The sequence below is a fragment of the Actinomadura livida genome (assembly GCF_014648675.1).
Classification (GTDB): Bacteria; Actinomycetota; Actinomycetes; order Streptosporangiales; family Streptosporangiaceae; genus Spirillospora; species Spirillospora livida.
This window is the reverse complement of sequence record NZ_BMRO01000007.1, coordinates 253,562-278,950: the sequence shown is the minus strand read 5'-3', so window position 1 is coordinate 278,950 and position 25,389 is coordinate 253,562. Positions and strand designations below refer to the sequence as shown.

Annotated in this window: 22 protein-coding genes and 1 tRNA gene; 9 read left to right on the top strand and 14 right to left on the bottom strand. The window is 72.5% G+C overall.

Annotation, left to right across the window (positions count from 1 at the left end; genetic code table 11):
• Window positions 1-106: 106 nt before the first annotated feature.
• Together IEZ03_RS18730 and IEZ03_RS18725 are read left to right on the top strand one after the other, a co-directional pair.
• The gene (locus IEZ03_RS18730; RefSeq protein ID WP_229808387.1) at window positions 107-433 is read left to right on the top strand and encodes a hypothetical protein; all 327 of its coding nucleotides are present in this window, start codon (window positions 107-109) and stop codon (window positions 431-433) included.
• 97 nt (window positions 434-530) lie between these two features.
• The gene (locus IEZ03_RS18725; protein WP_184881882.1) at window positions 531-1,232 is read left to right on the top strand and encodes a DUF4328 domain-containing protein; all 702 of its coding nucleotides are present in this window, start codon (window positions 531-533) and stop codon (window positions 1,230-1,232) included.
• On the opposite strand, the gene IEZ03_RS18720 is transcribed toward IEZ03_RS18725, so the two are convergent.
• The 3 genes from IEZ03_RS18720 to IEZ03_RS18710 all read right to left on the bottom strand — a co-directional run bounded on the left by IEZ03_RS18720 (window position 1,229) and on the right by IEZ03_RS18710 (window position 5,300).
• A complete protein-coding gene (locus IEZ03_RS18720) occupies window positions 1,229-4,633 on the bottom strand; it encodes a DNA polymerase III subunit alpha (protein WP_308427981.1) in 3,405 nt (1,134 codons plus the stop codon). The two genes, IEZ03_RS18725 and IEZ03_RS18720, sit on opposite strands and share 4 nt — an antisense overlap.
• Window position 4,634: 1 nt before the next feature.
• Window positions 4,635-4,910, bottom strand: coding sequence for a DUF6504 family protein (locus IEZ03_RS18715; RefSeq protein WP_184881879.1), 276 nt, complete (start codon window positions 4,908-4,910; stop codon window positions 4,635-4,637).
• Window positions 4,911-5,027: 117 nt separating this feature from the next.
• Window positions 5,028-5,300 carry a hypothetical protein gene (locus IEZ03_RS18710; protein ID WP_221480601.1) on the bottom strand — a complete coding sequence of 91 codons (273 nt, stop codon included), beginning with the start codon at window positions 5,298-5,300 and terminating at the stop codon, window positions 5,028-5,030.
• A gap of 320 nt (window positions 5,301-5,620) precedes the next feature.
• On the opposite strand from IEZ03_RS18710, the gene IEZ03_RS18705 reads away from it, so the two are divergent.
• From IEZ03_RS18705 to IEZ03_RS18690, 4 genes are all read left to right on the top strand, one after another.
• A complete protein-coding gene (locus tag IEZ03_RS18705; protein ID WP_184881878.1) occupies window positions 5,621-6,301 on the top strand; it encodes a TetR family transcriptional regulator in 681 nt (226 codons plus the stop codon).
• Between the two features lie 104 nt (window positions 6,302-6,405).
• Window positions 6,406-7,368: a quinone oxidoreductase family protein gene (locus IEZ03_RS18700; protein WP_184881876.1), complete on the top strand. Its 963-nt coding sequence runs from the start codon at window positions 6,406-6,408 to the stop codon at window positions 7,366-7,368.
• A 73-nt stretch (window positions 7,369-7,441) separates the two neighbouring features.
• A complete protein-coding gene (locus IEZ03_RS18695) occupies window positions 7,442-8,860 on the top strand; it encodes a DUF4389 domain-containing protein (RefSeq protein WP_184881874.1) in 1,419 nt (472 codons plus the stop codon).
• Between the two features lie 77 nt (window positions 8,861-8,937).
• Window positions 8,938-10,671 (top strand): serine/threonine-protein kinase, encoded by a 1,734-nt coding sequence (locus IEZ03_RS18690; protein ID WP_184881872.1) that lies wholly within the window; start codon window positions 8,938-8,940, stop codon window positions 10,669-10,671.
• Here the strand turns inward: IEZ03_RS18690 and IEZ03_RS18685 are convergent.
• Window positions 10,668-11,666, bottom strand: coding sequence for an alpha/beta hydrolase (locus tag IEZ03_RS18685; protein ID WP_229808386.1), 999 nt, complete (start codon window positions 11,664-11,666; stop codon window positions 10,668-10,670). The genes IEZ03_RS18690 and IEZ03_RS18685 overlap by 4 nt on opposite strands.
• Window positions 11,667-11,807: 141 nt before the next feature.
• On the opposite strand from IEZ03_RS18685, the gene IEZ03_RS37980 reads away from it, so the two are divergent.
• Complete coding sequence (locus tag IEZ03_RS37980; protein ID WP_221480600.1) at window positions 11,808-13,619, top strand: serine/threonine-protein kinase; 1,812 nt, start codon at window positions 11,808-11,810, stop codon at window positions 13,617-13,619.
• A 6-nt stretch (window positions 13,620-13,625) separates the two neighbouring features.
• On the opposite strand, the gene IEZ03_RS18675 is transcribed toward IEZ03_RS37980, so the two are convergent.
• The gene (locus IEZ03_RS18675; protein WP_184881869.1) at window positions 13,626-14,264 is read right to left on the bottom strand and encodes a LysE family translocator; all 639 of its coding nucleotides are present in this window, start codon (window positions 14,262-14,264) and stop codon (window positions 13,626-13,628) included.
• A gap of 131 nt (window positions 14,265-14,395) precedes the next feature.
• Here IEZ03_RS18675 and IEZ03_RS18670 point away from each other — a divergent pair, with 131 nt between their 5' ends.
• Window positions 14,396-15,934 (top strand): glycosyltransferase family 39 protein, encoded by a 1,539-nt coding sequence (locus tag IEZ03_RS18670; protein ID WP_184881867.1) that lies wholly within the window; start codon window positions 14,396-14,398, stop codon window positions 15,932-15,934.
• A gap of 24 nt (window positions 15,935-15,958) precedes the next feature.
• On the opposite strand, the gene IEZ03_RS18665 is transcribed toward IEZ03_RS18670, so the two are convergent.
• Genes IEZ03_RS18665 through IEZ03_RS18650 form a run of 4 tightly spaced genes read right to left on the bottom strand, consistent with a single transcriptional unit; the run spans window position 15,959 to window position 19,835 of the window.
• Window positions 15,959-16,600 (bottom strand): DUF1444 domain-containing protein, encoded by a 642-nt coding sequence (locus IEZ03_RS18665; RefSeq protein ID WP_229808385.1) that lies wholly within the window; start codon window positions 16,598-16,600, stop codon window positions 15,959-15,961.
• 46 nt (window positions 16,601-16,646) lie between these two features.
• A complete protein-coding gene (locus tag IEZ03_RS18660; protein ID WP_184881863.1) occupies window positions 16,647-18,167 on the bottom strand; it encodes a cobyric acid synthase in 1,521 nt (506 codons plus the stop codon).
• Window positions 18,164-19,060, bottom strand: coding sequence for a cobalamin biosynthesis protein (locus IEZ03_RS18655; protein ID WP_184881861.1), 897 nt, complete (start codon window positions 19,058-19,060; stop codon window positions 18,164-18,166). Before IEZ03_RS18655 ends, IEZ03_RS18660 begins: the two co-directional genes overlap by 4 nt.
• Window positions 19,044-19,835: a phosphotransferase gene (locus IEZ03_RS18650; RefSeq protein WP_184881859.1), complete on the bottom strand. Its 792-nt coding sequence runs from the start codon at window positions 19,833-19,835 to the stop codon at window positions 19,044-19,046. Before IEZ03_RS18650 ends, IEZ03_RS18655 begins: the two co-directional genes overlap by 17 nt.
• Before the next feature lie 114 nt (window positions 19,836-19,949).
• On the opposite strand from IEZ03_RS18650, the gene IEZ03_RS18645 reads away from it, so the two are divergent.
• Window positions 19,950-20,026 (top strand) — tRNA-Arg (locus IEZ03_RS18645).
• Between the two features lie 204 nt (window positions 20,027-20,230).
• On the opposite strand, the gene IEZ03_RS18640 is transcribed toward IEZ03_RS18645, so the two are convergent.
• The 5 genes from IEZ03_RS18640 to IEZ03_RS18620 all read right to left on the bottom strand — a co-directional run bounded on the left by IEZ03_RS18640 (window position 20,231) and on the right by IEZ03_RS18620 (window position 25,221).
• Window positions 20,231-21,613, bottom strand: a complete 1,383-nt coding sequence (locus IEZ03_RS18640) for a tyrosine-type recombinase/integrase (RefSeq protein ID WP_184881857.1) — start codon at window positions 21,611-21,613, stop codon at window positions 20,231-20,233.
• Window positions 21,610-21,804: a helix-turn-helix transcriptional regulator gene (locus tag IEZ03_RS18635; protein ID WP_131982633.1), complete on the bottom strand. Its 195-nt coding sequence runs from the start codon at window positions 21,802-21,804 to the stop codon at window positions 21,610-21,612. Before IEZ03_RS18635 ends, IEZ03_RS18640 begins: the two co-directional genes overlap by 4 nt.
• Entirely contained in the window at window positions 21,801-23,474 is a 1,674-nt protein-coding gene (locus tag IEZ03_RS18630) for a replication initiator (protein ID WP_373293644.1), read from the bottom strand. Before IEZ03_RS18630 ends, IEZ03_RS18635 begins: the two co-directional genes overlap by 4 nt.
• On the bottom strand, window positions 23,471-24,937 hold the full coding sequence (locus IEZ03_RS18625; protein WP_229808384.1) for an FtsK/SpoIIIE domain-containing protein: 1,467 nt from the start codon (window positions 24,935-24,937) through the stop codon (window positions 23,471-23,473). Before IEZ03_RS18625 ends, IEZ03_RS18630 begins: the two co-directional genes overlap by 4 nt.
• Window positions 24,938-25,023: 86 nt before the next feature.
• The gene (locus IEZ03_RS18620) at window positions 25,024-25,221 is read right to left on the bottom strand and encodes a hypothetical protein (RefSeq protein WP_184881856.1); all 198 of its coding nucleotides are present in this window, start codon (window positions 25,219-25,221) and stop codon (window positions 25,024-25,026) included.
• Between the last annotated feature and the right edge of the window lie 168 nt (window positions 25,222-25,389).

The window sequence follows — 25,389 nt, the reverse complement described above, 5'->3', positions numbered from 1 at the left end:
CGGCGGCGGACGGGGTAGACCGCCCAGGGGAAGGCCGGGTCGGGGACGGCCGCGGGGGAAGGACGAGGCACTGGCACCGGAAGCGCTGAACGGCCTGCCCGCGGCGGTGTCGGCCCTGTGGCTGCTGTGCTTCGCCGGATGGGCCGCCGTCCTCGCGGCCCTGCGCCGCGGCGTCCGCGGGCCGGCCCGCGGCCCGGTGCTCTTCGCGCACACCGCGACGCCCGCGGGCGTCGTCCTGCTGTTCTCGCTGATCGGCTTCGGGTCGCTGTACGCGACGATCCTGCTGGCCGCGGAATGGTGGGCGCTGCTGCTCGTGACCGGTCTCCGCCCCGAGAGACTTCTGTCCACCGGGGGCCTAGGCCGCCTCGCCGCATGGGCCACCGTCACCGGCGCCGCGACGCTCGCCACCACGCGGTTCGTGTTCCAGATCTGAAGAAAACCGCCGGTGAACGCGAACCCGCGTTGGGCCGTGCAAGTCAAAGGTACGTAGTATCCGGTACAGCGAAGCGCAAAGCCGTCGGAGGTGAACCATGCCGTGTGCGCTGTGCGGCGACATCATCCCGACCGAGGTCGTCCGCTGCCCCGCGTGCGGCGCGTGGGCGCGGCGCCGCGACTTCCGGGCCGTCGGCGTCGCCGTGTTCATGCTCCTCGGATTCAACGCGTTCGTCGCGCTCGGCTCCGGGCTCAGCCTGCTCCGGTTCTCCGAACCGCTCCGCGCCGCCACGCACGGCACCTATGACGCGGCGGCCACGGAGCGGGCCCTCGCCCCCTACACCGAGCTGTTCACGATCAGCGCCATCATGGCCGGTGTCACCGGCATCCTGTATCTGACCTGGCTGTGGCGCGCCTTCGGGCAGTCGCCCGGGCCGCACCAGTACCACCGGGCCTGGGTGCTGCTCGGCTGGGTCACCCCGGTCGTCAACCTGTGGCTCCCCGCCCGGACGGTCTACGAGGTGTGGGTGAACAGCGGCCGGTACCGGACGGCCCAGCGCCAGGCCGTCGGCGCGGTCGTCGCCGCCTGGTGGGCCTGCCTCCTCCTCGGCGTGCTGCTCGCCTACGCCTTCGCGCACGGCAGCGTGGACACGCTCTCCGACGCCCGCTTCGACGTCCACGTCGGCGTCGCGGCCGCCGCGTGCCAGTCCCTCGCCGCGTCCCTCTGCATGGCGGCCGTGTTCCAGATCACCAGGCTGCAGACCGCCCCGGGAGAACTGGCGCAGGCCCGGGAGAGCTAGCGCGGGGCGGGCCCCGAGCTGCCCTGGCTGGTGTGCCGGAGGGCGCCTCGCGGCGGACGCCCCGCGACCGGTCCGGCGTGGCCGATGTCCGAGTACGGCGACATCGCGAAGCCCGTCGGCCGCACGATGCGGCTGCCGACGGGACGTCCCGGCGGTGCCGGGGCGGCCAGCGCGGCGCGGACGGCCTCCCGCCCTCCCCGGCGCCACTCCCCGTACAGGGCGTTCAGGTCCCAGCAGGCGTGCGCGGTGATCGAGACGGCCCGCGCCCCGGAGCGGCGGAGCCGGCCCCGGACGACGAGCAGCCACGAGCCGAAGACGGTGGCGGCGCACCTGTCCTGCACCGACTCGAAGAACGCGAGGTCGACGGGGCCGGTCGCGTCGTCCAGCGTGGCGAAGATGACGCGCTGCCCCGACCTGACCGCCGGGGTCTGCGTGGCGACCTTGACGCCGGCGACCAGGACCTCGGACCCGTCGGGGCGTCCCGGCAGGTCGCCGGCGCGGACCGCGCCCAGGTCGGCGAGCAGCCCGGCGTAGAAGGTCATGACGTGGCGGCTGACGTCCATGCCGAGGATGTCGAGCTCCGCCTCGACCACCTCGGCGGGCGTCATCGGCGGCAGTTCGCCCGCGGGGACGTCGGCGGCGAGTTCGAGTTCGAGGGGGCTCTCCCCGTCCCCGCCGCCGATGGGGATCTGGCCTTCGACGATGGGTGCGCGGCCGGTTGCGCGGTCCAGGGCTCCCACGCGGCAGAGCAGGTCGCGGCGGGCCACCTGCTCCGGTGCGTAGACGCCGTCGAAGGCTCCGGCCAGGGCGAGTCGCTCGGCGGTCGTGCGGGAGACCTTGGCGCGGCGCCAGAAGTCGGTCAGCGACGTGTAGGGGCGCGCGGCGACGATCGCGGCCACCTCCGCGTCCCTGATGCCCTTGACCTCGCTCAGCGCGACGCGGATCCCGGCCCGGCCGCTCCCCGGGACGGGCTCGACGTGCCAGTCGGCCCCGGACCGGTTGACGTCCAGCGGCAGGATCGGGACCCCGAAATGCCGCGCGTCGTCCAGGATGACCCGCTTGGGGTACATGCCGGGGTCGTGGGTCAGGACGCCGGCGTAGAACGCGGCCGTGTGGTGCCGTTTGAGCCAGGCGGACTGGTAGGTCGGCAGCGCGAACGACGCGGCGTGGGCCTTGCAGAACCCGAAGGCGCCGAACGCGGTCAGCGTCCGCCAGACCCGCTCGACGACCGGCTCGGCGTAGCCCTTGGCCAGGGCCCGCTCCCGGAACCAGGCGCCGACCACCGCCTGGCCCCGCGCGTCGTTCAGGCTCCGCCGCGCCGCCTCGGCCGTCGAGAGGCCGCAGCCGGTCATCACGTCGACGACGCGCAGCACCTGCTCGTGGAAGACGACCACGCCGAGGCTCTCCCGCAGCGCCGGTTCCAGGTCGGGGTGCGGGTACTCGGGCTCCCTGGTCCCGGCGCGCGACTCCAGGAACGGCGTCACCATGTCGGAGTTGACCGGGCCGGGCCGGAACAGCGAGATGTCGATGACCAGGTCGTCCAGGTCGCGCGGCTGGAGCCTGCCGATCAGGTCCCGCTGGCCGGGCGACTCGATCTGGAAGCAGCCGAGCGTGCGGGACGTGCGGATCAGCCGGTAGGTCGCGGGATCGTCGCGCGGGACGTCCTCCAGCGCGATCCGCTCCCCGGTCGTACGTGCCACTTCCGCCACCGCGTGCGCCATCGCCGACTGCATCCGCACGCCGATGACGTCGAGCTTGAGCAGGCCCATCGCCTCGACGTCGTCCTTGTCGAACTGGCTCATCGGGAACCCGGCGGCGGCCCGCTCGACCGGCGTCCGGTCCAGCAGCGTCGGGTTCGACAGCAGCACGCCGCACGGGTGCATGGCGATGTGGCGGGGCAGGCCGTCCAGCCGCTCGGCGATCCGGAACAGGACCTCCAGGCGCCCCGCCGCCAGGTTGCTCTGCCGCAGCTCGGGCAGGTCGTGCAGCGCCGTCCGGATCTGGCTCGCCCGGATCTGCGGGAACGCCTTGGCGATCGCGTCGATCTCCAGGGGCGGCAGGCCGACGGCGTTGCCGACGTCGCGGATGGCGCTGCGCGCCCGGTAGGTCTCCATCATCGACACGCAGGCCGTGCCCTCCCCGCCGAAGCGGTCGAACAGCGCCTCGTACGCCTCCAGGCGGCGGGCCGACTCCACGTCGAGGTCGATGTCGGGCAGCCCCTCGCGGCTGTCGGCGAGGAACCGCTCCATGAGCAGGTCGTGCCGCAGCGGGTCGAGGTCGCCGATGCCGAGCAGGTAGTTGACCAGGCTGCCGGCGCCCGAGCCGCGGACGGCGCACCGGATGCCGCGCGACCTGATCAGCGCGGCCGCGTCGGCGACCGTGATGAAGTAGGGGGCGAGCCCCTTGCGGGCGATCACGCCGAGCTCGTCCTCCAGGCGGGCGGCGGCCCGCCACGACGTGCCGAGCCCGCGGCGGGTCAGCCCGGCCGCGCAGCGCGCGACGAGCCGCGCGTGCGCGTCGCCCGCGACGGCCGGCAGGTGGACGTCGTTCATGCCGAGGTCGCCGTCCGGGTCGAGGACGCAGCGTTCCGACAGCCGCCGGGTGGCGGCGAGCAGCGCGTCCGCCTCGTCCGGGCCGCAGCTCAGTTCCGCGACCCGCCGCATCTCGGGGACCGACTTCAGGTAGGCGTGGCCGGTCCGGTCGTCCAGGTTCCGCCGGTTCAGCGGGGCGAGGCGGCGCGCCGCGTCCAGCACCTGCGCGACCGGGTGGTCGGCCGGCTCCACGTACCGGACGGCGTTGCCCAGCACTGCGGGCACCCCGGCCTCGCGGGCGAGCGCGAGCATCCGGGCGGCGCGGGGCCCGTCCCCCTTGCCGAGGTGGTCGACGATCTCGATGACGGTCTCGGCGGTCGCGCGCCACGCGGCCAGGAGCCGCGCCGCCTCGCCGGGCCGCCGCTCGGCGACGGCCCTGCCCACGTCCGACCAGGGCCCGAGCAGGACGACGAGACCCTCGGCGTGCGCACCGACCAGCTCCCGCGTCACGGCGGGCTTCCCGCGCCCGCCCGCCGCGTGCGCCGCCGTCACCAGGCGGCAGAGCGACCGCCAGCCCGCCCGGCCCTCGGCGAGCACGACGATCCGCTCCGCACCCGCGGTGGCGGTGCGCGGGGCGGCCACCCCGGTCACCAGGTCCGCGGGCGGGGACGCGACGCCGAGGTCGGCGCCGACGACGGCGCCGATCCCCGCGTCGCCGCAGGACCGGACGTGCCGGACCGCGCCGTACAGGCCGTCGCGGTCGGTCAGCGCGAGCGTCTCCAGGCCGAGGTCCGCCGCGCGCCGGACCAGGGCGGCGGGCGGCGCCACCCCGTACCGGAGCGAATAGCCCGAGGCGACATGAACGTGCACGTCAATCCCATACCCGGGATAGCAGCCAACTGTCGGCGGCCACGTCATAACGCAGCTCGTAGACGCCGATCTCCCGGTCCGGGGTCGCCTCGACCCGCCAGAACTCCCGCTCGCCGGTGGCCTCGCCGTCGGGCTGCTGCTCCCGCCACCAGTCACGGGTCGTGACCCAGTGCTCCAGCACCCGCCGGACGGTGTAGAGCCGGCCACGCCAGACGAACCGGACCGGACGTCCGTCACTCACCCAGACGTCCACCGGGTCGCCGAAAACGCGAGTCATCTGCCTCCCCCTCGTGCGCGCCGCACGGGGGAAGTGCATGCGGGTGTTCGAACAAACGTTCGGACCCGAGTCTAGAGACATCGCCCGCCGGAGGGCAAGGCGGGGGCCTGCCGGGGGCTATCCAAGCAGACGGGTCAGACGTTCTGCGACGTCCGCGGCCTCGGCCACGCCGGCCATGCCGCCACCTGGCCAAAGGTAGTACCAGCCGTCCCCGCAGAGGGTGGCGACGACCATGGCCTGCCGCCGCGTCCGCGGGCCGCTCACGCTCAGCAGGGACTCCTCGGGACCGGCGAGACGCCAGGAAAGGCCCCGCGCCTCCACCTCTCGCGCGAGGACCGCGAGGTGACGCCGGCGCACCTCGGCGATCTCCCGCCCACCGACTACAGACACAACAGCCGCCTCACCATGGTCCGGATCGCCGGATACCACCATGGGCGATCATCCGGCGACGATTGGTGACCGGCTCCCAGCATGACCCGATCCCGGGGGCCGCGCAGGGGAAATACCGAGAGTGGGACGCCTGTTTCGCGATACCGCGGGGATGGTCCTGGAACGGGCCGGCGACTCGCCGCGCCCACCTGCGCCATTCGCGTGCGGACCCTTCCGGGGCGTGGAACCCGGCGCCCATCCGGAGGGGCCGTCCGTGATAAAAGCCACCTGTGAGCCGGGTGCCCCAGCGCCCGCGCCAAGCGGACCGAAGGAGCGAGCCGATGAGCGCCGTCCCCGCCGGCGACCCGTCAGGCCCCGTGCACGACCGCCCTCCCGCGCCGCCGCGCGCCCTCGCCGGACTGCGCGAGCGCAAGAAGCAGCGGACCAGGACGGCGCTCGTCGACGCGGCGCTGGACCTGTTCCTCTCGCAGGGCTACGAGGCGACCACGATCGACGAGATCGTCGCGGCGGTGGAGGTGTCGCAGCGGACGTTCTTCCGCTACTTCGCCACCAAGGAGGACGTCGTCACGAGCTTCCTCGCCGACCACGACGAGATCCTGAAGGAGGCGCTGGCCGCGCGCCCGCCCGGGGAGCGCCCGTTCACCGCGCTGCTGGAGTCGCTGCGCGCGATGCTGCGGACGATCTCCGAGGGCGACCCGGCGGACGGCGCCCGGTTCCGCCGCGTCCGGCAGGTGATCGAGGCGACGCCGTCGCTGATGGCGGCGCAGATCGCGCGGCACTCGGCGTCCTCGGAGGCGCTGGCCGCCGAGATCGCGCGGCGCGAGGACGTCGACCCGGAGCACGACCTGCGGCCGCGGATCGTCGTCGCGTTCTTCCTGAGCGCGGTCAAGGTCGCGTTCGAGGACTGCGCGCGCCGCGACATCTGGGACGCCGGGACGGTCGCGGCCCGCGTGGACGAGGCCGTCGCGGTGGTCGCCCGCACGATGCGCGACTGGGTCTGACCGGCGGGTCACCGGCGGAGGTTCGCGTCCGTAGTGGAATAGCCCGCGAGGGCGCCGGGTTCCCCGGGGCAGTGGCATCCGACCGGCAGGAGCAGGAGAACGACATGCGCGCGATCGTCATCACCGAGAACGGCGGCCCCGAGGTCCTGGTGGCCGGGGAGCGTCCCGTCCCGGAGCCGGGTCCCGGGGAGGTGCTGATCGACATCGCGGCGGCGGGCGTCAACTTCATCGACGTGTACTTCCGGACGGGCGCGTACCGGCAGGAGCTCCCGTACATCCCCGGCGTCGAGGCGGCGGGGACGGTCGCGGCGGTCGGCGACGGCGTCACGGAGTTCTCCGCCGGGGACCGCGTGGCCTGGGCCAACGTCCAGGGCGCCTACGCGGAGCAGGCGGCGGTTCCGGCTGACCGGGTCGTCCCCGTCCCGGACGGGGTCACGCTGGAGGACGCGGCGGCATCGCTGCTCCAGGGCATGACCGCGCACTACCTGACGCGCTCGACGTACCCGATCCAGGAGGGCGACACCGTCCTCGTGCATGCGGCGGCGGGCGGGATGGGCCTGCTGCTCACCCAGGCGGCCAAGGCCCTCGGCGCACGGGTCATCGGGACGGCCTCCACCCCGGAGAAGGAGAAGCTGGCCAAGGACGCGGGCGCGGACGTCACGATGGGCTACGACGGCTTCCCCGAGAGGGTGCGCGAGCTGACCGGCGGCGAGGGCGTCGCGGCCGTGTACGACGGCGTCGGCGCGCCCACGTTCGACGGGAGCCTGGCGAGCCTGCGCCGGCGCGGCGTCCTCGCGCTCTACGGCGCGGCCGGCGGGCCGGTGCCGCCGTTCGATCCGCAGCGCCTCAACGCGGCCGGTTCGGTGTACCTCGCGCGCCCGTCGCTCGCCCACTTCACCGAGGTCCGCGAGGAACTGCTGGAGCGCGCAGCCGACGTCTACGGGTGGGTCGGATCGGGCGCGCTGCGGGTCCATGTCGGGCGGCGCCACGACCTCGCCGAGGCCGCCACCGCGCACGCCGACCTCGAGGCGAGGCGCAGCACGGGCAAGCTCCTGCTCCTTCCCTGACGGGCGCTCCGGCGTCCCGCGGCTCCCTTAGGGTGGTCGGGAGGAGCCGATCAGCCGAGGAGCGCCGCCCCCCATGACGACGACCGCCGCCGAACCGCTGGAGCAGGACGAATCCCGGGTCCTCGGGCCGTACCGCCTGCTCGGACGACTGGGCCGCGGCGGCATGGGCACCGTCTACCTCGGTGCCGAGCCGGACGGGCGCCGCGTCGCGGTGAAGGTCGTCAACCGCGAGCTGGCCGGGGAGCCGGCGTTCCTCGCGCGGTTCCGCCGGGAGGTCACCGCCGCGCGGCGCGTCCACCGGTTCTGCACCGCGCCCGTCCTGGACGCCGAACTCGACCAGGACCCGCCCTACATCGTCACCGAGTACATCGACGGGCCGAGCCTGGAGAAGGCCGTCCGGGGCAAGGGGCCGCTGGCCGCCTCCGACCTGGAGGGCCTCGCGGTCGGGGTCGCCACCGCGCTCGCCGCCATCCACGGCGCCGGGATCGTCCACCGCGACCTCAAGCCCGCCAACGTCCTGCTGTCGCCGACCGGCCCCCGCGTCATCGACTTCGGCATCGCCCGCGCCCTCGACGCCACCGACGGCCCCACCCGCACCGGCCAGTTCGTCGGGACCCCGAACTATCTGCCGCCCGAGGTGCTGCGGGGCGAGGCGGTCGAGCAGGCGTCGGACGTGTTCTCGTGGGGCTGCGTCGTCGCCTACGCCGGGACGGGCCGCCCCCCGTTCCAGGGCACGACGGTCGCGGAGACGTTCCACCTCATCACCACCGAGGAGCCGGACCTCGCCGGCATCCACCCGCGGCTGCGCGGCATCGTCGCCGCCGCGCTCGACAAGGACCCGCGGGCCAGGCCCACGGCACGGCAGCTCCTCACCCGGCTCGTCGGCCAGGAGAAGGCCGACCCGGAGCGGGCCGCGGAGACGATCTCGGCGACCTGGCGGGGTCCGGACCCGGCCACCGAGACCGGGGCCGAGCCCGTGGCGAACGGCGCGGGTCCCGCGGCGGCGGGCGCGGCAACGGACGTCCCGCGGCCGAGGCCCGCCGCCGAGACCGCGTCCAAGGCCGCGTCCAAGGCCGCGTCGAAGGCCGTGCCGCCCGAGACCGCATCCGCCGAGGCCCCGGCCGCCGCGTCTCCGGCCCCGTCTTCATCCGAGCCCGTCAAGCGGGGCCCGGACGAAGGCGAGCAGACCGTCGTGGTCGACCTTCCCTTCCCCGCGACATGGCAGGGGCCGCGCCGCTGGCTGACCCTCCTCCGGGGCCTGCTGGTGATCCCGCACCTCGTCGTGATGCTGCTCATGTACACGGCGCTGGTGATCGTGATGCTGCTCAGCTGGTTCGTCATCCCGTTCACCGGCCGCTACCCCCGCCCGCTGTACGGTCTCATCGTCGGCTGCCAGCGCTGGTCCGGACGGGTCGTGGCGTACGCGTTCGGCCTCACCGGCGAGAAGCTCCCGCCGTTCCGGACCCTGCCCAAGGCACGCCGGATCCGCTGACCGTCCGACCCTCGCGAATCCCCCGGGGCCGCTAGGGTTCTACGCGAAACAGACACCGATTCCAGTTCAGGACCACGATGACCACGCACGCAGGAGAGAACGGCGAGGCCCTGCGCCCGGACGACCCCGAGAGGCTCGGGCCCTACCGGCTGGTCGGCCGGCTCGGCCGCGGCGGCATGGGCACGGTCTACCTGGGCGAGGACAGCGCCGGACGCCGCGTCGCCGTCAAGGTGATCAACAGGGAGCTGGCCGGGGAGGGCACCTTCCGGGAGCGCTTCCGCCGCGAGGTGACCGCCGCGCGGCAGGTCCGCCGGTTCTGCACCGCGCCGGTCATGGACGCCGAACTGGACACCGACCCCCTGTACGTCGTCACCGAGTACATCGAGGGCCCGAGCCTGGAGAGCGCCGTCGCCGAACGCGGCCCGCTGCCCGGGTCCGACCTGGAGGGCCTCGCGGTCGGGGTCGCCACCGCGCTCGCCGCCATCCACGGCGCCGGGATCGTCCACCGCGACCTCAAGCCCGCCAACGTCCTGCTGTCGTCCACCGGCCCCCGCGTCATCGACTTCGGCATCGCCCGCGCCCTCGACGCCACCGACGGCCCCACCCGCACCGGCCAGTTCGTCGGGACCCCCAACTACCTGCCGCCCGAACTGCTGCGCGGCGAGCAGGTGACGCCCGCGTCGGACGTGTTCTCGTGGGGCTGCGTCGTCGCCTACGCCGGGACGGGCAGCGCGCCGTTCGCGGGCAGCACCGTCCCGGAGATCTTCTACCGGGTCGTGCACGACGAGCCGAAGCTGGACGGGCTCGACCCGGGCCTGCGCGACATCGTCGCCGCCGCGCTCGACAAGGACCCGCGCAACCGCCCGTCCGTCCAGGACCTGCTCGGGCGGCTCGTCGGCAACGGCAAGGCCGACCCGGCGACGCTCGCCGAGAACGTCCGGGCGGGCTGGCACGGCCCCGCGGGCGACCCGACCGTGCAGGCGCGAACCGGCCAGGCCGCCTTCCCGCCCCCGACGGTCGCGTCCCCCGCCGACACCACGCGCCGCGACGGCGCCGCCCCCGCTCCCGGCGGCCCCCGGCCCGGCTCCGGCGGGAAGGCCGGACTCCCCCTCCGTCCCCTGATCATCGGTGCCGCGGCGGTCGCCGCGCTCGCCGTCCTCGCCGTCGTCGGGTTCACCGTGCTGCGGCCGGGCGGCGGCCCGCCGGAGAACCTCGCCACGGTGTTCAGCGACGACTTCGCCAACGACGAGTCCGGCTGGCAGAGCTTCGGCGACGAGTACGGCTACCGCGACGGCAAGTACTTCATGCGCACGGACAACTACAGCGAAGCCGTCAGCAGGTGGGTGCCGAAGGACGACGTGAAGACCTTCCCCGACCCGATCCTGGCGACCGTGACCGCCACCGTCACCGAGGGATCGCCCGATGCGCGGTACGGGCTCCTGTGCCGCGCGAACAACGACCGCAACACGATCTACCAGTACCTCTTCCTGATCCGCAACGACGGCAAGGGCGCGGTGCTCCGCAAGACCAACGGGGCCCAGGGCAGCAAGGAACTCGCCGTCACCGACTCGGTGCCCGGCTTCTCCGGCGACGGCGGGAACAAGCTGCAGATCGGCTGCGCGGGCCAGGACGGCGGAAAGCGGGTCAGGCTGCGGCTGTGGGTGAACGGCGAGCAGGTCATCGACGTGACGGACACCGACCAGCCGCTCGACAACGGGTGGGTCGGGATGGAGGTTCAGCGGGGCGGGAACAAGGCCCAGCAGGTGAACGCCCAGTTCGACGACTTCGACATGTCGAAGGTCCTCGACTAGCCGGGTTCTCGGCCGACCGGGTTCTCAGCCGCCGGGTTCTCCGCGGGCAGGTAGCCGTTCGTCCAGCGGGTCAGCTCCTCGAAGACCCGCGTCCGGGCGGGCTCGGCCGACAGCACCAGGTCGTGCAGGCCGCCCTCGATCCGGACGAGCGTGACATGCCGCCCGATCCGCGGCGCCCACCGCGCCATGTGCTCGACGTCCAGGACGGCGTCGGCGCCCGTCACGTCCAGCACCTTGCGGGTCGGCCGGATGCTGCGCGTCGACGCCATGACCAGGACCGGCACGTCCACGTCGAGGCCCTTGTGCAGGCGCAGCTGCCCGCGGCGCACGGCCGCCAGCCACGCCGCCCGCACCGGGAACCCGAGGATCGGCTTCCACGCCAGGTCGAAGTCCCACTCGCCCTCGTGGTCGCGGTGGATGCTCCGCGGGTACCGGTCGGACACGCCCGCCGGCAGCTTCGCCTTCGGGAACCGGGAGCGCAGCGCCCGCGCGAGGGCGGCGCCCGCCTTGCGCATCACCAGCGGCTCGGCGATGTCGAGGAACGGGCTGTTCAGGAACACCCCGTCGACCCGCCCCGTGCCCCGCACCCGGTCGGCGTAGAGCGCGGCGATCAGGCCGCCGGTCGAGTGGCCGTTCAGCAGCAGCGTGTCGTGCCCGTCCACGTCCCGGACGATCCGGACCGCCTCGTCGATCTCCGGGAAGTAGTCCGACAGGCTCGCGACATAGTTCGGGGTCTGGTGCGGGCGCAGCGACCGCCCGTACTTGCGCAGGTCGAGCGCGTAGAAGTCGAAACCTAGGTCCACGTAGAAGTCGGCCAGGTGCCGCTGGAAGAAGTAGTCGACGAAGCCGTGCAGGTACAGCACCGCCCGGCGGGAGCCCGACCCGGCGTCGCGCCGCCGCACCAGCGTCGCCACGACCTCGCCCTCGGCGTCGCGTCCCATCGGCAGCTCGATCGCCTCGTAGCCGGGGCCGAGCACGTCCGCCGTCACTTCCACGCTTCCTCCCGAACCAGCCCGCCGATTCCAGCATCTAAGCGTATGGGCGGGACAGCGGGCCGCGCGGGAACGTGCGCGCTTTGTTCCGGCGGCGGAAGATGTGCGGAAGAAGAGAAGACACTGCGGCACAGGGAGACTCCCATGCAGGCCCCGCTTCGTGACCGAGACCCGCGGCGGCTCGGCCCCTACCGGCTGCTCGGACGACTCGGCCGCGGCGGTATGGGCACGGTCTTCCTCGGCGAGGACGGCTCCGGGCGGCAGGTCGCGGTCAAGGTCATCAACGCGGAGCTGGCCGACGACGAGGCGTTCCACGAGCGGTTCCGCAGCGAGGTGACGGCGGCGCGGCAGGTCCGCCGGTTCTGCACCGCCGCGGTGCTGGACGCCCGGCTGGACGGCGAGCCGCTGTACGTCGTCACCGAGTACGTCGCCGGGCCGCCGCTGGAGACGGCCGTCCGGGAGAACGGGCCGCTGCGCGGCGGCGACCTGGAGGCCCTCGCGGTCAACATCGCGACCGCGCTGAGCGCGATCCACGGCGCCGGGATCGTGCACCGCGACCTCAAGCCGTCCAACGTGCTGCTGTCCCCGACCGGCCCCCGCGTGATCGACTTCGGCATCGCCCGCGCCCTGGACGCCTCCGACGGCCCCACCCGGACCGGCCAGTTCATCGGCACCCCCGCCTTCATGGCGCCCGAGCTCATGCACGGCCGGGAGATCACGCCCGCCGCGGACGTGTTCTCCTGGGGCTGCGTCGTCGCGTACGCGGGCACGGGCCGCGCCCCGTTCGGCGGCGGGACGCTCCCGGAGATCATCAACCGGGTGACCGGCGGCGAGGCCGACCTGGACGGCCTCGACCCGGCGCTGCGCGACCTCGTCGCCCGCTCGCTGGCGAAGGACCCGGCGGAACGCCCCGCGGTGAAGCAGCTGATCCAGACGCTGACCGGCGAGGAGGAGCCGCCCGCGACTCCGCCGCCGGTCGCGCTCCCGGCACCCGTCGAACCGGCCGCCGAGGCCGCGGCGTCCCCTGCCGGACCACCGGCCGAGTCCCCGGCGACCGAGCCGGCGGCCGCCGCGGTCGGACCGAGCCCGCTGCCGCCGGCCGGGCCGCCGCCGAACGTGCCGCCGTCCCCGCCGCGCACCACCGTGGACTCCGTCCCGGAGACCCACCCGGTAGGCGCGCCACCGCCGGCCGCGCCTGCGAAGCGGCCGAGCCCGGCGGCGCGGAGCCCGCGGCCGCGCCGCGCCCTGGTCGTCCTCGCCGCGGGAGTCGTCGGCGCGTCGGCCCTGTTCGGCGTGCTCAGCCTGAAGTCCGACGACAAGGACCCCGGAAAGGACCCCGGGCGCGCGCCCGGCGCGGCGGCCGTCGCGGACGGCGGCGGCGCGGAGCCCCCGGAGGTCGACGAGAAGGTCTTCGACGACAACTTCAGCGACGAGGACTCGGGCTGGGAGAAGCCCGCCGCACCGACCTGGGAAGCGTCCTACCGCGACCGCAAGTACGAGCTGCACGTCCTGCCCACGTCCAACTCGACCGTCGTCAACGCGCCCGTGGAGAACGTCCCCGACTCGCAGCTCATGGAGGTGAAGGTCGAGCACACGGCAGGCGAGGGCGGTGAGGCGGGCGTCTACTGCCACGGGCAGGGCGACGGCTTCGCGTTCCTCCTCCGCGACGACGGCCGGGCCCGCATCGCCAAGCTGGACGGCCTCACGCTGACGGACCTGGCGACCGGCACCGCCACCGACCTTCGCGACCACGACGACCGGATCCAAGCCTCCTGCGTCGAGGACGGGTCGCGCCTGACCCTCGGCATGTGGGTCAACGGCGAGCACGTCGCGAGCGCCGCCGCCGAGGCCCCGGACGACGACCCGGAACCGAGCGGGCTGATCGCGTACCGTCCCGAGGGCACCACCGGAAACCCGGAGGCGACCTTCGACAACTTCTCCCTCTGCTCCGTCTAGCCCCGGCTACTCCTTGCGGCCGGTGGCGGCGACGGTGACGCCGAGGCCGATCATCAGCAGCCCGCCGGCCCCGCCGACCGCCGCGAGCCGCCGGGGCGAACGCGCGAACCAGGCGCGGGCCGTCCCGGCGGCGACGCCCCACACGCTGTCGCTCAGCAGCGCGATGATCGCGAAGATCAGCCCGAACACCGTCATCTGCAGGACCGCATGACCGTTCTCGCGCACCACGAACTGCGGCAGGACCGCCGCGAAGAACACCGTCGTCTTCGGGTTGGTGATGCCGACGACGAACCCCTGCCAGAGGGCCCGGCCCCCGCCGCCGCTCCCCACGTCCCCGCCGACCGCGTCCTGGAGCGAACGGCGGTGCCGGATGGCCTGGATCCCGAGGTGGACGATGTAGACCGCGCCGACGGTCTTCAGCACGGTGAACAGGACCGCGGACCGCTCGACGAGCGAGCCGACGCCGACCGCGACGGCGACCGTCAGCACCAGCGCGGCCAGCACGCCGCCGACGACGCCGGCGAGGGCGGTGCGGCGGCCGTGCGCCAGCGCGCGTCCGACGACGAACAGCACGGACGGGCCGGGGATCACGATGATGGCGAACGCCATCGCGGAGAAGGCGAGCACCTGATGCGTCGACACCATGCCCGCACGGTATGCCGCGGGCCCCGGCCCGTCCCAGTGGATTTCCGGGCCCCGGCGGGCGCCGCGGTATGTCCTGGTCCGGCCGGGACGGTGATCGTGACGCCGGTCACGTCGGCGAATAGGGTTCGATCATGACCGCTCCGGCCCCCGCGGCGTCCGATCCCGCCGAGACCGAAGCCTCCCCCGGACCTCCCGGGGTCGCCTGGCGGCCGGTGCTGCTGATCGCCGGGGCGCTGGGCGTGGTGCTGCTCGCCGTCAGCGCCCGCTACGGCTACCACCGCGACGAGCTGTACTTCCGTGTCGCCGGGCGGCACCCGATGTGGGGCTACCCGGACCAGCCCCCGCTGGTGCCGCTGCTCGGCCGGGCGGTCACCGCGGTGTTCGGCGACTCGCTGGTCGCGCTGCGCGTCCCTTCCGCGCTCTTCTCCGCCGCCGGCGTGGTCGTCGCCGCGCTCACGGCCCGCGACATGGGCGGCGGACGGCGGGCGCAGCTCCTCACCGCCGGCGCCTACGCCGTCTGCCCGTTCGTCGTCGCGGCCGGCCACCTGTTCTCCACCGCGACGCTCGACCTGCTGCTGTCGACGACGCTCGTGTGGCTGGCCGTCCGGTGGGTGCGGACCCGCGACCAGCGGCTGCTCCTCGCCGCCGGCGCCGCGGCCGCGCTGGCGCTGAACGTCAAGTACCTGGCGGCCTTCCTGCTGGCCGGGGTGGTCGCCGGGCTGCTGATCTCCGGGCCGCGGGAGTTCCTGCGGCGGCCGATGTTCGCCGCCGCCGTGCTCCTCGTCGCCGCCGCGGCCGCCCCGGGACTGATGTGGCAGGCCGATCACGGGTGGCCGCAGCTCGACATGGCGGACGCCATCGCCGGCAAGGGCGACTTCGGCGGCCGTCCCGGCCTCATCCCGTTCCAGATACTGCTGACCGGGGTCGTGCTGTCCTGGCTGTGGATCTACGGGCTGTGGCGGACGTACCGGTCGGACGACCTGCGGCCCTTCCGGTTCATCGGGCACGCGTACGTGCTGCTGACCGTCCTCTTCCTCGTCACGGCCGGGAAGCCGTACTACCTCAGCGGCCTGTGGGCGGCGCTGTTCGCCGCCGGGGCCGTGGAGATCGAGCGGAACGGCGCGCCGCGCGGCTGGGGCTGGGTGCCGGCCGTCCCGGTGTACGCGGTCACCGCCGTCACGACCGCGCTGCTCACGCTGCCCGTTTACCCGGTGAAGCGGCTCGCCGACACCCCGCAGCCCGCCGTCAACGCGGACTCGGCGGAGACCGTCGGCTGGCCACGGTTCGCCGAGCAGGTCGCGGACGCCTACCACTCGCTGCCCGCCGGTGAGCGCGCCGCCGCGACGATCGTCGTCGGCAACTACGGCGAGGCCGGCGCGCTCGACAAGTACGGGCCGGGCCTCGGGCTGCCCCGCGCGTACAGCGGGCACAACGGCTACTGGCACTTCGGGCGCCCCCAGGAGACCCGCGGCCCCGCGGTCGTCGTCGGGCCGGAGACCACGGCGGGCGCGGCCTACCTGCGGCGGTTCTGGACGGACGTGCGGCCGGTCGGCCGCATCGACAACGGCGTCGGCCTCGACAACCAGGAGCAGGGCAAACCGGTCTGGATCTGCCGCGGGCAGCGCGCGCCCTGGGCGGAGCTGTGGCCGCGGCTGAAGACGCTGTCCTAGCCGTCCAGGGCCGTCCGGGGCCGGTCAGGGGGCGAGGACGTCCCAGGCGCCGCCGCGGCGGACCAGCAGGTCATGGGTGAGGAGGCTCCCGGCGGGCACGTCCCAGGCGGGGTCGCCGCCGTTGTCCCCGCGGTCCTCGGCCCAGACCTGCTGGACGGCCCAGCGGAGCTTGTCGACACCGTCCGGATGGCCGGTGCCGGACGCGACGAACACGTCCCGCGCCGGGGCCGCCACGACGAGGTCGCCCTCCACGTCCTGCGCGAGCTTCTCCAGGAACCCCTCGTCCAGCAGCAGGCCCGACTCCAGGCTCCCCCGCCTCGCCGCCGTGCCCGCCCCGGCGAGGGACACCGTCACGGCGCGCACGTCCGGGTACCAGCTGAGGCTCAGCTCGGGGCGCAGATCACGCAGGTTGATCACCGCGAGGCGGCGCAGCTCGCCGGGCGGCACGCCCAGCTCGGCGCAGTGCCGGCGGGCGACGTGCTCGTAGCGCCGGCCGGCCGGTGCCGCCTCGTCGGCGATCTCCAGCGCGTAGCTCACGTACAGGTCCGCGGCGAACGGGTCGCGGATCGGCTCCTCCTCCGGAGGCAGCGGGAACTCCAGCTGGATCTCGGCCGGCACCCGCGCCTTCATCAGCGGGACGATCAGCCTGGACCGCGGATCGGTCACGGGACGTTCCTCCTGGTGCCTGGTGCGGCCGGTGCCATCGAAGGGATCACCCTACCGCCGTACCGGGGCCGCCCGCCGGATCCGGCGCCCCGCCGGGAGGGACGACGGGCAGGCCGGGCGGCGTGCCGCGCTCGATGATCCGCCAGACGGCGGCGGTGTCGAGATGCTCTTCCACGAGGTCGCCGAGCGTGTCGAGGGTCGCCTCCCGGAGGGCTGCGAACGACACGTCCGGGGCGGGTGTGAAATCGCGTCCGCTCATGTGGGCCACATCACGCAGGAACGCGCGCCGGAATCCGTCGTTCTCCATGGCGCCGTGCCAGGTCGTCCCCCAGACGGCGCCTTTCCGGCACCCGTCGAGGAACGGTTCACCCTCTGCGGTCACAACGCCATGGTGGATTTCGTACGCGTGGACGTCCTCCCCGTAGGCACGCCCTTCCGGCCGCCCTAGCACCTTCTCTTCCCCGAACACGACCCGCGCCGGAAGGAGGCCGAGACCTTGGACGCTCCCCGCCCCGGACTCAACGCGATCGACGATTTCCCCGCCGAGCATCTGGTAGCCGCCGCAGATGCCGAGCACCGGCTTTTCCTGCTCGGCCCGCCTTCTGATCTCGTCGGCCATTCCCCGCTCGCGCAGCCAGGCCAGATCGCTCACCGTGGCCCGCGTTCCAGGCAGGACGACGAGATCGGCCTCGGCCAGATCCCCGACACTGGCCGCATAGCGGACGACGACACCGGGCTCGCAGGCCAGCGCGTCCAGATCCGTGAAATTCGAGATGCGCGGAAAACGCACCACCACGACCCGCAGCGTTTCCCCGCCCACCGGCCCCTTGGCATCCGGCCGGGGCGCGTCCAATGCCAGAGTGTCCTCGGAGTCCAGATACAGCCCGAGCGTCCACGGCAGCACCCCGAGCGTCGGACGCCCGGTCAGCGCCATGAGCTGCGCGAGCCCCGGCTCCAGCAATTCCCTGGCACCCCGGAACTTGTTGATGACGAAGCCCGCGATCAGCGCCTGGTCCTCGGGTTCGAGCAGCGCCACCGTCCCGTACAACGACGCGAAGACACCACCGCGATCGATGTCGCCCACCACGATGACCGGCAGATCGGCGGCCCTGGCGAACCCCATGTTCACGATGTCGCCGCCACGCAGATTTATCTCGGCGGGACTACCGGCCCCTTCGCAGATCACCACGTCATAGTCAGCGCGCAATTCCGCGAAACTGTCCTGCACGACACCGTGGAGCCACCCCTTGCGCTCCCCGTACTGCAGCGCGTCGACCTCCGCCACAGGCCGCCCCAGAACCACGATCTGACTGCGCCGATCGCTCCCCGGCTTGAGCAGCACCGGGTTCATCACGGCCCTGGGCTCGACCCCGGCCGCCTGCGCCTGCATGTACTGCGCCCGCCCGATCTCCGCCCCGTCGCCCGTGACCATCGAGTTCAGCGACATGTTCTGGGCCTTGAACGGCGCGACCTTGACGCCCTTTCTCGCGAGCCACCGGCACAATCCCGCCGTGACCACGCTCTTGCCCGCGTCCGAGGTGGTCCCCGCGACCAGAAGCCCCGTCACCTGAGGCTCCAGATCACGGCCGCGGCCGCGAACGTCACCGCCGCCGAAAGCCGGACGGCCCTGCGAATGTCCCGCACTTCGGGGGCTCGGCCGTCCCCCATCTCGGGCCGCTTCTCGACCCGTCCCCCGTACTCGTTCACGCCCCCGAGCCGCACCCCGAGAGCCCCGGCGAAGGCGGCCTCACAACGTCCTGCGTTGGGACTCGGATGCTTGCCGCCGTCCCGCAGCAGCACCCGCCACGCACCGCGCCCCGAACAAAGGGCGACCAATCCTCCGGTCACCCGGGCGGGCACCCAATTGACGGCATCGTCCAGCCGCGCCGCGGCCCACCCGAAGCGCTCGTACCGTGAATTCCGGTACCCGACCATCGCGTCGAGCGTGTTGACGGCCCGATACATGAGCAACCCCGGAACACCCCCGACAGCACCCCAGAACAACGGCGCGATGGACGCGTCCGACGTGTTCTCCGCCACCGATTCGACAACGGCCCGCGTCAGCCCTCCGGCATCAAGCCCCCGCGGATCCCGAGCACACAGATGAGGGAGCCTTTCCCTGGCCGCCTCCAAATCCCCCCGCTCCAAGAAGCGCGCCATGACAAGCCCCTCGCGCCCCAGCGACGTCCCCCCGAGCACGGCCCAGGTAACGCCCGCGGTAGCCAGCCCATGCGCAACACGCCCCCGCGCGACCCGCTCGATCCCAACGCCGAGCGCCCCGGCACCCACCACAAGAACGCCGACGTAAACGACCCCACGCCACCGCGTATCGCCATACAGATACCGCTCGGCCACCGAAGCGACCCGCCCGAACCCGGCGACCGGATGCCATTTCTTCGGATCCCCGAGAAGCGCGTCCAGCGCGACCCCGAGGACCAGACCCTCAGCAGAGACGCGCATCAAGCTCGTCCCAGTGCCGCTCCAGCCAGTCCTGCGCCCGCCGTATCCGCTGCCCGGCACCCCCACGCCACATCCGCCCCCAACTCCCCCCGCCCTCCGCACGAAGCCGCATCGCCCGATAGGACCGCTCGAACCTCACCCGAGCCGCCGGCAGCACTTCCCGCCGCCGCACCTCGTCCAGCCCGTACGCATCACAGAAGACCCGCAACCGACGCCCGACATCCACCCGGTAGAGCAGCGCGTCCCTGTCCGCGGGATCGGCGATGGGCCCCCAATGCCGCAGCGCCGTCACCACATCGAACAACCGCGTCGTGGGCCGCGCCAGATCGAAATCGATCAGCGCGACCGGCACCCCGCCCCGGAAGACCACATTCTCCGGCGTCACATCACAATGCCCGATGACCTCGGGCTCCCCGTCCAGGTTCGAGGTCACCCCGTCCCAGGGCGCCCCCTCCGGCGCCTCATACGACTCCACCGCGTCGTGGTACCGCCGCAGCAGCCGCCCGACCCCTTTGAGCACCTCGTCCGAAACGACATGCCCCTCCAGCGGCCGCCGAGGCACCTCCCCCGGCACCCAGCTGAGGACCTCCCGCCCCCGCTCGTCGATCCCGAGCACCCGCGGCGCCCCGTCGAACCCCACCGCCTCGAGATGCCGCAGCACCCCGTGCACCGCCGGACTGTGCGCCCTCAGCGGCCTCCGTACCGTCTCCCCGACCCGCACCACACCCTCCGACACGTCCCCACCGGAGAGCGGCACCTCGAAATCCACCGCCACAGCACCCAAAGATAGAACCCCCACCACCCCCACCCGCACCGATAGCCCGATATAGATGTGGAGCCGGAGGACCCGCCCCCTTACACTGTGTCCCGGCGTCCCGCCGGGCGCCGAGCGCCCGTAGCTCAGCTGGACAGAGCATCGGACTTCTAATCCGACGGTCGCGGGTTCGAATCCTGCCGGGCGCGCCACCCCCACCAGCCGATCAACACCCTGACCTGCGAGAACGCCTCTCGCGTCCGTTCGGCCGGATGCAGCCAGATGCCACCGAACGCAACCGCGCGGCACTGTTCCCGGAATATACGCGGAATGACTCCGTCCACGTTTGCCCAGGTCAGCACACAAGACAAGAGAGGCCCCGGAACGCCCCGGAGCCTCTCCACCGCAGTTGCCGATCATGCCGCCAACGCGTCCTCGATGCGCTGGTTGGCTACCTCCCGCTGCCCATCGATGCACCTGGCGTACACACGCAACATCACATCGACCCCGTGGCCAGCGCGTTCGGCCGCTTCGGGCGCATGGACGCCCGCATTGAGCCAGAGCGACACCGCCGCATGCCGCAGGTCGTACGGCCGGGCCGCCAACGGCGATTCGACCTGATCCGGAGCGAGCGCCAGGACGCGAGCCCGCTTCCACACCTGCGCGTACGCCGAGCCGGAGAACGACCGGCCGCCACTGGTGACGAACAGCCGACCATCCTCGGCCGTCCCGAAGGCGTCGAGGTGTTCCCGGAGCATCGTCACCAACTCGGGAGGGATCGGGACAGGCCGCACGATGTCGTCCTCCCGATGCTTGAGGCCCCGATCATCGAAGGTCTCCCCCGAGTCGGTGTATCGCTTGTTGGTCTGGGGCCGGGTCTTCTTCAGCGTGATCAGCCCCCACCCGGTTGCCGGAAGTTCGCAGTCCTGCCGACGCAGCCCAGCGGCCTCAGCCGGGCGAAGGCCGGCGAAGTACATGCACCCGAACATCGCCCGCAGCCGAGGCCCCCGAGACCGGCCGACATAGGAAACCGCCGTCAGCAGCTCGCGAGCTTGGGACGGATTCACGACGACCCGCCGATCAACGGCCCCGTTCTGCTTGGGAGGACGCCACTTCACTCGGTCCAGGGGGTTGGCCGCCAACTCCCCCAGTTCGACCGCGTAGCCGAGCGCATGCTTGAACACCGCCCGCTTGCGCCGGAACGTCGAGGAGGCCGCGGGTTGCCCGTCGAGTTGGAGCGCGAGGGTTTCCAGCGCGGCCCGAGCCAATCGCGGTTCGTCCAGTTCGGTAATCGGCATGGACGCCGACTCCAGCCAGCGAAGCGCCGTGCCCAGTTCGGCCGACATGTCGGGACGGCGATCGTCCGGCACGAAGACAAATCGCCGGAGAAGCACCCGGAGGAGGGACGCGTCAGGACGACCGGGCATGTCCTTGACGAACACGAGCGTCACGGCCGTCATGGTGTCGGTGAGGCCCTCCCGAGACTTGGCAGCCGCATGAGGCCAACGCGCCTTGACGTAGGCACGTGCGAACTCCAACCACGTCCGAGCGGTCGCCGCTTTGAGCGTGGACAGCGGAAGGCCCGTGTCCGTATCGAACGCCTCACCGTTCTTGGCAGCCTGCCTGAGGTCAGACAGGAAGCTCTTTGCCTGTGAAGACCGTTCGAACGTCCGGGACTTCTCACGGCCGCCGACCGTCCAACGCGCGGTGTACGAGATGACCTTGCCCGGCTTGTCTGACCTCGGCCCCGCTTTGTTCGGTCGGGTCTCCCAGAACTTGACCTTGTAGGACGTGTTCACGCCGCCTCCCGCAGCGACCAGAGCCACGCGTCGAGATCACTCCGATAGATGCGGATCTCGCCGTTGGGGAGCTTGAACCCAGCCGGAGCCCGACCGATCTCCCGCCACCGGTAGAAGGTCCGCCGAGAGATCCCGCCGAGTTCTTCGAGCACCTGGTCAACCGTGAGAAGTTCATCCCGCTTGCCGCTCACGCTGCCTCCGGAGTTGCCGAAAGTTCGGGGGTTGGGTTGTGGGTGGCTTGGTCGAGTTGCTTGCGTCGATGGATGCGTTCGTTGATCAGCAGCAGTAGGCGTTGCTCTGCGGGTTTCACGTCCGGGTCGCCAGGCCCCGCGCGTTCCCAGACGTGAACGGCGTTCGGGTCGGCCGGGTTGGTGACGGGGACACCGGCCTCAGCCAGCCGTGCGAGGACCCAGGCTTTGCGGTCGGCTTTGTGGTCGGCCAGGGTCTTGCCGGACCATTTGCGGGAGACCAGGACGCGGCGGCCGCCGTAGCCGAGGTGTTCGCGTCGGTGTGCCTTGCCCTTGCAGTAGCCGGGTGTGAGGCCCTTGCGGGGGTTCTTGGGTTGGATGCCGTAGCGCAGCCAGTTCGCGCACGTGGGTGAGCACGGTTCGTAGCGCAGTGCTTCGGCCATCCGGTCGACGTGTTCGCGCTGCGCGCTTGTCTTTGCCTGGTGGCATTCGGCTACGCCCTTGACGAGGTACTTGGTCAGGTAGCCGATGAGCTTGCGCGACTGCGGGGAGTCGGCCAGCACGCCTTGTGCGTCGATCTGCCGCCCGAACCTGACCACGTGCAGGGGTTCGGCGTCGGGGTCTTGGCCGAGAGCGTCAAGTGCCTCATCCCAGGTCGGGAGCACTTCACCGGTTGCGGGGTCGAGGTACCCGCCCTCTGGACCGGCTGCCTCGTCCCAGACCGGGAGCTGCTCCCCCTCGAAGACGACGCGATCGGTGGAGGGCCACCACACCTGGTGGTAGGTGGCCGCGACCACTTGGCGCAGTTCGGCGCGGGAGATGGTGCCGCGTATGGCCATGTGCAGGTGGGGAGCGAGGCGGCGTTGTGGTTCGACGGCGGCGAAGTACTGCACGTCGTAGCCGACGAACCGGCGCAGGTTCTGCACGAACCGATCGACCAGCTTGGAGAAGTGCAGAGCGTCCCGCGCGGCCCGCGTGTAGTCGTAGGCGTCGGGGTCGACCGGGGTTCCGTCCGAGCGCACCCGCCCGTAGGAGTCCAGGGTCAGGGTGAGGAAGATCGAGGGCCGGAACGCCTTGCCGTCCTTGCCTCGGAAGACTTTGCCGACCGTGCGGGAGTCGACCGGCCGCCGGGGAAGGTCCGGCGCATCCTGCCGCCGCCGGGTCGACCGCGTCCGCCGGCCCTTGCTTCCCTCATCGGTCTTGAGGGCACCGCGCACCCCGGTGCGTTCGAGCTCGTTGTCGAGGTCACGTATGACCGCGTCCCAGAACTCGGAGTCTTCCCCGTCCGCCGTGCCATCCTCGGCTGCTCGGTCACGGGCCGCCGCCGCGTGCGCCCGCAGTTCCATCCACCCGCGCTGTTCCTCGTCCGGGTCAGCGCGCGTGATGACGGGTTCTTCGGTCAGGTGCCAGCCCTGGGAGCACTGCACGGCCCTCAGCTGGCGCTTGCGTTCAGCGCAGGACGGGCAGACCGAGGCCAGGGTGTGACCGCACGGGACATACACCACCTCGGCTGCACCGGTGTTCAGGTCGACGCGTCGCATGGGCACGGGGCGGATGCAGACGCCGTGTTCGACCGCGACCGCTTCCAGCACACCCCGCGCCAGCGGAGGCAGCGTCTTGACCACCGGTTCCGGCTCGGGCCCGTCGGGAGCGTCGAGAGTGGGTTGCTTCACGCGGCCCCCTCGATGTCCAGGTCGGGCAGGCCGAGCGCGACCATCGCGCGGATATCGGCATCGGAGACGTACGCGGCCCGGACCCGCACCGGGTCAGGGGAGGTTTCCAGACGGACGAACCCGACCCCCGCCCCGACCTCCGGGACGGACGAGATCTGGTCGGCCAGGGCGCCGCGGTCGCGGGCACCGTCGCCAAGGACCATGTCCACCTGCTCGTCCTCGTCCAGGCGCAGGGCGATGCGGTCGGGGAACAGGTTGCGCAGGTTGTTGACCTCTTTGCGCGCGTCCTGCTGCGCGCCGATCACGCAGTACCCCACCGACCGGCCCTGCGAGGTGAGCACGGCCAGTGCGGACTCGGCGCGCTTGCGTAGGTCGCGTTCGGGGCAGTAGGCGGTCAGGAACGCCAGCTCATCGACCACGATCACCCGGAACGGAAACTCCCGCGACGGCGTGAACGACCGGGTCACGCCCGCGAAGCGTTCGGCGCGTGCGTTCATGTCCTCGGCCGCCGCCTCCAGCAGATCGACCATCCCGCCCTTGGGATCGGAGGAGTACCGCCCGTACCGCTCGAACAGCACCCGCCCGAAGCTGAGTTCCATCCGTTTCGGGTCGATGGCCCACACCTCCACCAGCCCGGACAGCATGAGCGGCAGAAGTGCGCGGACGGCAGACCAGATGACCGAGCCCTTGCCGGCCCCCGTCGCCCCCGCGATCAACACGTGGGTTCCGAGGAGCCGCAGCCGCCAGGGTGAGCCGTCCTCGCACCGTCCGACCTCCACGCCGGACAGGTCGACATCGCAGGCGTTCGGGACGGGGAGGGCCGGTATCGGTTCGGCGAAGGCATCGCGGCGGACGAACTCCAGCCAGACCCGTCCCGGACGGTCCCCGTCCCGCACCCGGACCAGGGACGCGCCGAAGCCGTGCGCCAGGTTGGCGGTGACCTGTTCCCATGCGTCGGGCGCTTGGCCTTTGAGCATGCAGACGAGCACCCGATCACACGTCGGGCCGCAGCGGACCCGGACGAGGGAGGGCAGGTACTCCCTGCCCTTGTGCACTTTGGTCAGGCCCGCGGTGACCAGGACCGGTTGCCAGTGCCGCCGGTAGACGAACACCATGCGCCACCAGGACTGGACGGGACGGGCGATCCAGCGGACGAAGGACGGACGGTCCACCACCGCCCACACGCTCAGGACGACGCCGACGAGGGCCAGGACCAGGACGGGGACGGTCCACCCGTAGGCGTAGCCGAGCCAGCCAAGTCCGGCCGTGATCGAGACGGGGACGATGTTGCGGACCAGGAACACGACCGTGCGGACGAGGACGCGGACGGCGTTGACGATGAGGACCAGGCCCTCGGGCATGTGCCACACCGGAGGCGCCCACTTCGGGGCCGCGAACGGGTCACGCTGGGTTTCGACGGCGACGTTTTCGCCGGGGGCGAGCTTGCGGAACTCCCATGCCATGATGGGTCACACCTCTTCTTTGTGCTGTTCAGGGGAGAGAAGCGGGGCGGCCGGAGGTACCAGCTCCAGCCGCCCCACCCCGGACATCAACTCGCGGGAACGCGCGGGACGTGCGCCGACAGCGACCGGGAGCGGCACACCCCGCAGGCCGGGTCACCGCAGAACCGGGCCAGGGTGTGAGCCCACCGCACCGACCGGCGCCGCTCGCCCGCTTCCAGCAGCAGGCCAACTCCCGCGATCCCGCAGAGCATGACGAAGGCGAAGGCGCAGGCGAGCATGGTCATGCCGCATCCTTCGCAGCCGTGTCCTTGCCCGAGTTGCGGGCCGCGCCGCCACGGGAGTTGGCCGGACGGACCGCCGCCGCCTTGAGGCTGTAGGCCAGCCGCCCGGTTCCGGAGTTGACGTACGGCGTCACCGCCAGCCCGTCGAACTCCACCGGCACGAACGGGAAC

Bases quoted from the DNA above. Each gene is read 5' to 3' on its own strand.
- IEZ03_RS18690 (WP_184881872.1), top strand. From the start codon at position 8,938: ATGACCACGCACGCAGGAGAGAACGGCGAGGCCCTGCGCCCGGACGAC.
- IEZ03_RS18625 (WP_229808384.1), bottom strand. From the start codon at position 24,937: ATGGCATGGGAGTTCCGCAAGCTCGCCCCCGGCGAAAACGTCGCCGTC.
- IEZ03_RS18700 (WP_184881876.1), top strand. From the start codon at position 6,406: ATGCGCGCGATCGTCATCACCGAGAACGGCGGCCCCGAGGTCCTGGTG.
- IEZ03_RS18620 (WP_184881856.1), bottom strand. From the start codon at position 25,221: ATGACCATGCTCGCCTGCGCCTTCGCCTTCGTCATGCTCTGCGGGATC.
- IEZ03_RS18655 (WP_184881861.1), bottom strand. From the start codon at position 19,060: ATGCGCGTCTCTGCTGAGGGTCTGGTCCTCGGGGTCGCGCTGGACGCG.
- IEZ03_RS18715 (WP_184881879.1), bottom strand. From the start codon at position 4,910: ATGACTCGCGTTTTCGGCGACCCGGTGGACGTCTGGGTGAGTGACGGA.
- IEZ03_RS18725 (WP_184881882.1), top strand. From the start codon at position 531: ATGCCGTGTGCGCTGTGCGGCGACATCATCCCGACCGAGGTCGTCCGC.
- IEZ03_RS18670 (WP_184881867.1), top strand. From the start codon at position 14,396: ATGACCGCTCCGGCCCCCGCGGCGTCCGATCCCGCCGAGACCGAAGCC.
- IEZ03_RS18675 (WP_184881869.1), bottom strand. From the start codon at position 14,264: ATGGTGTCGACGCATCAGGTGCTCGCCTTCTCCGCGATGGCGTTCGCC.
- IEZ03_RS18695 (WP_184881874.1), top strand. From the start codon at position 7,442: ATGACGACGACCGCCGCCGAACCGCTGGAGCAGGACGAATCCCGGGTC.
- IEZ03_RS37980 (WP_221480600.1), top strand. From the start codon at position 11,808: ATGCAGGCCCCGCTTCGTGACCGAGACCCGCGGCGGCTCGGCCCCTAC.
- IEZ03_RS18705 (WP_184881878.1), top strand. From the start codon at position 5,621: ATGAGCGCCGTCCCCGCCGGCGACCCGTCAGGCCCCGTGCACGACCGC.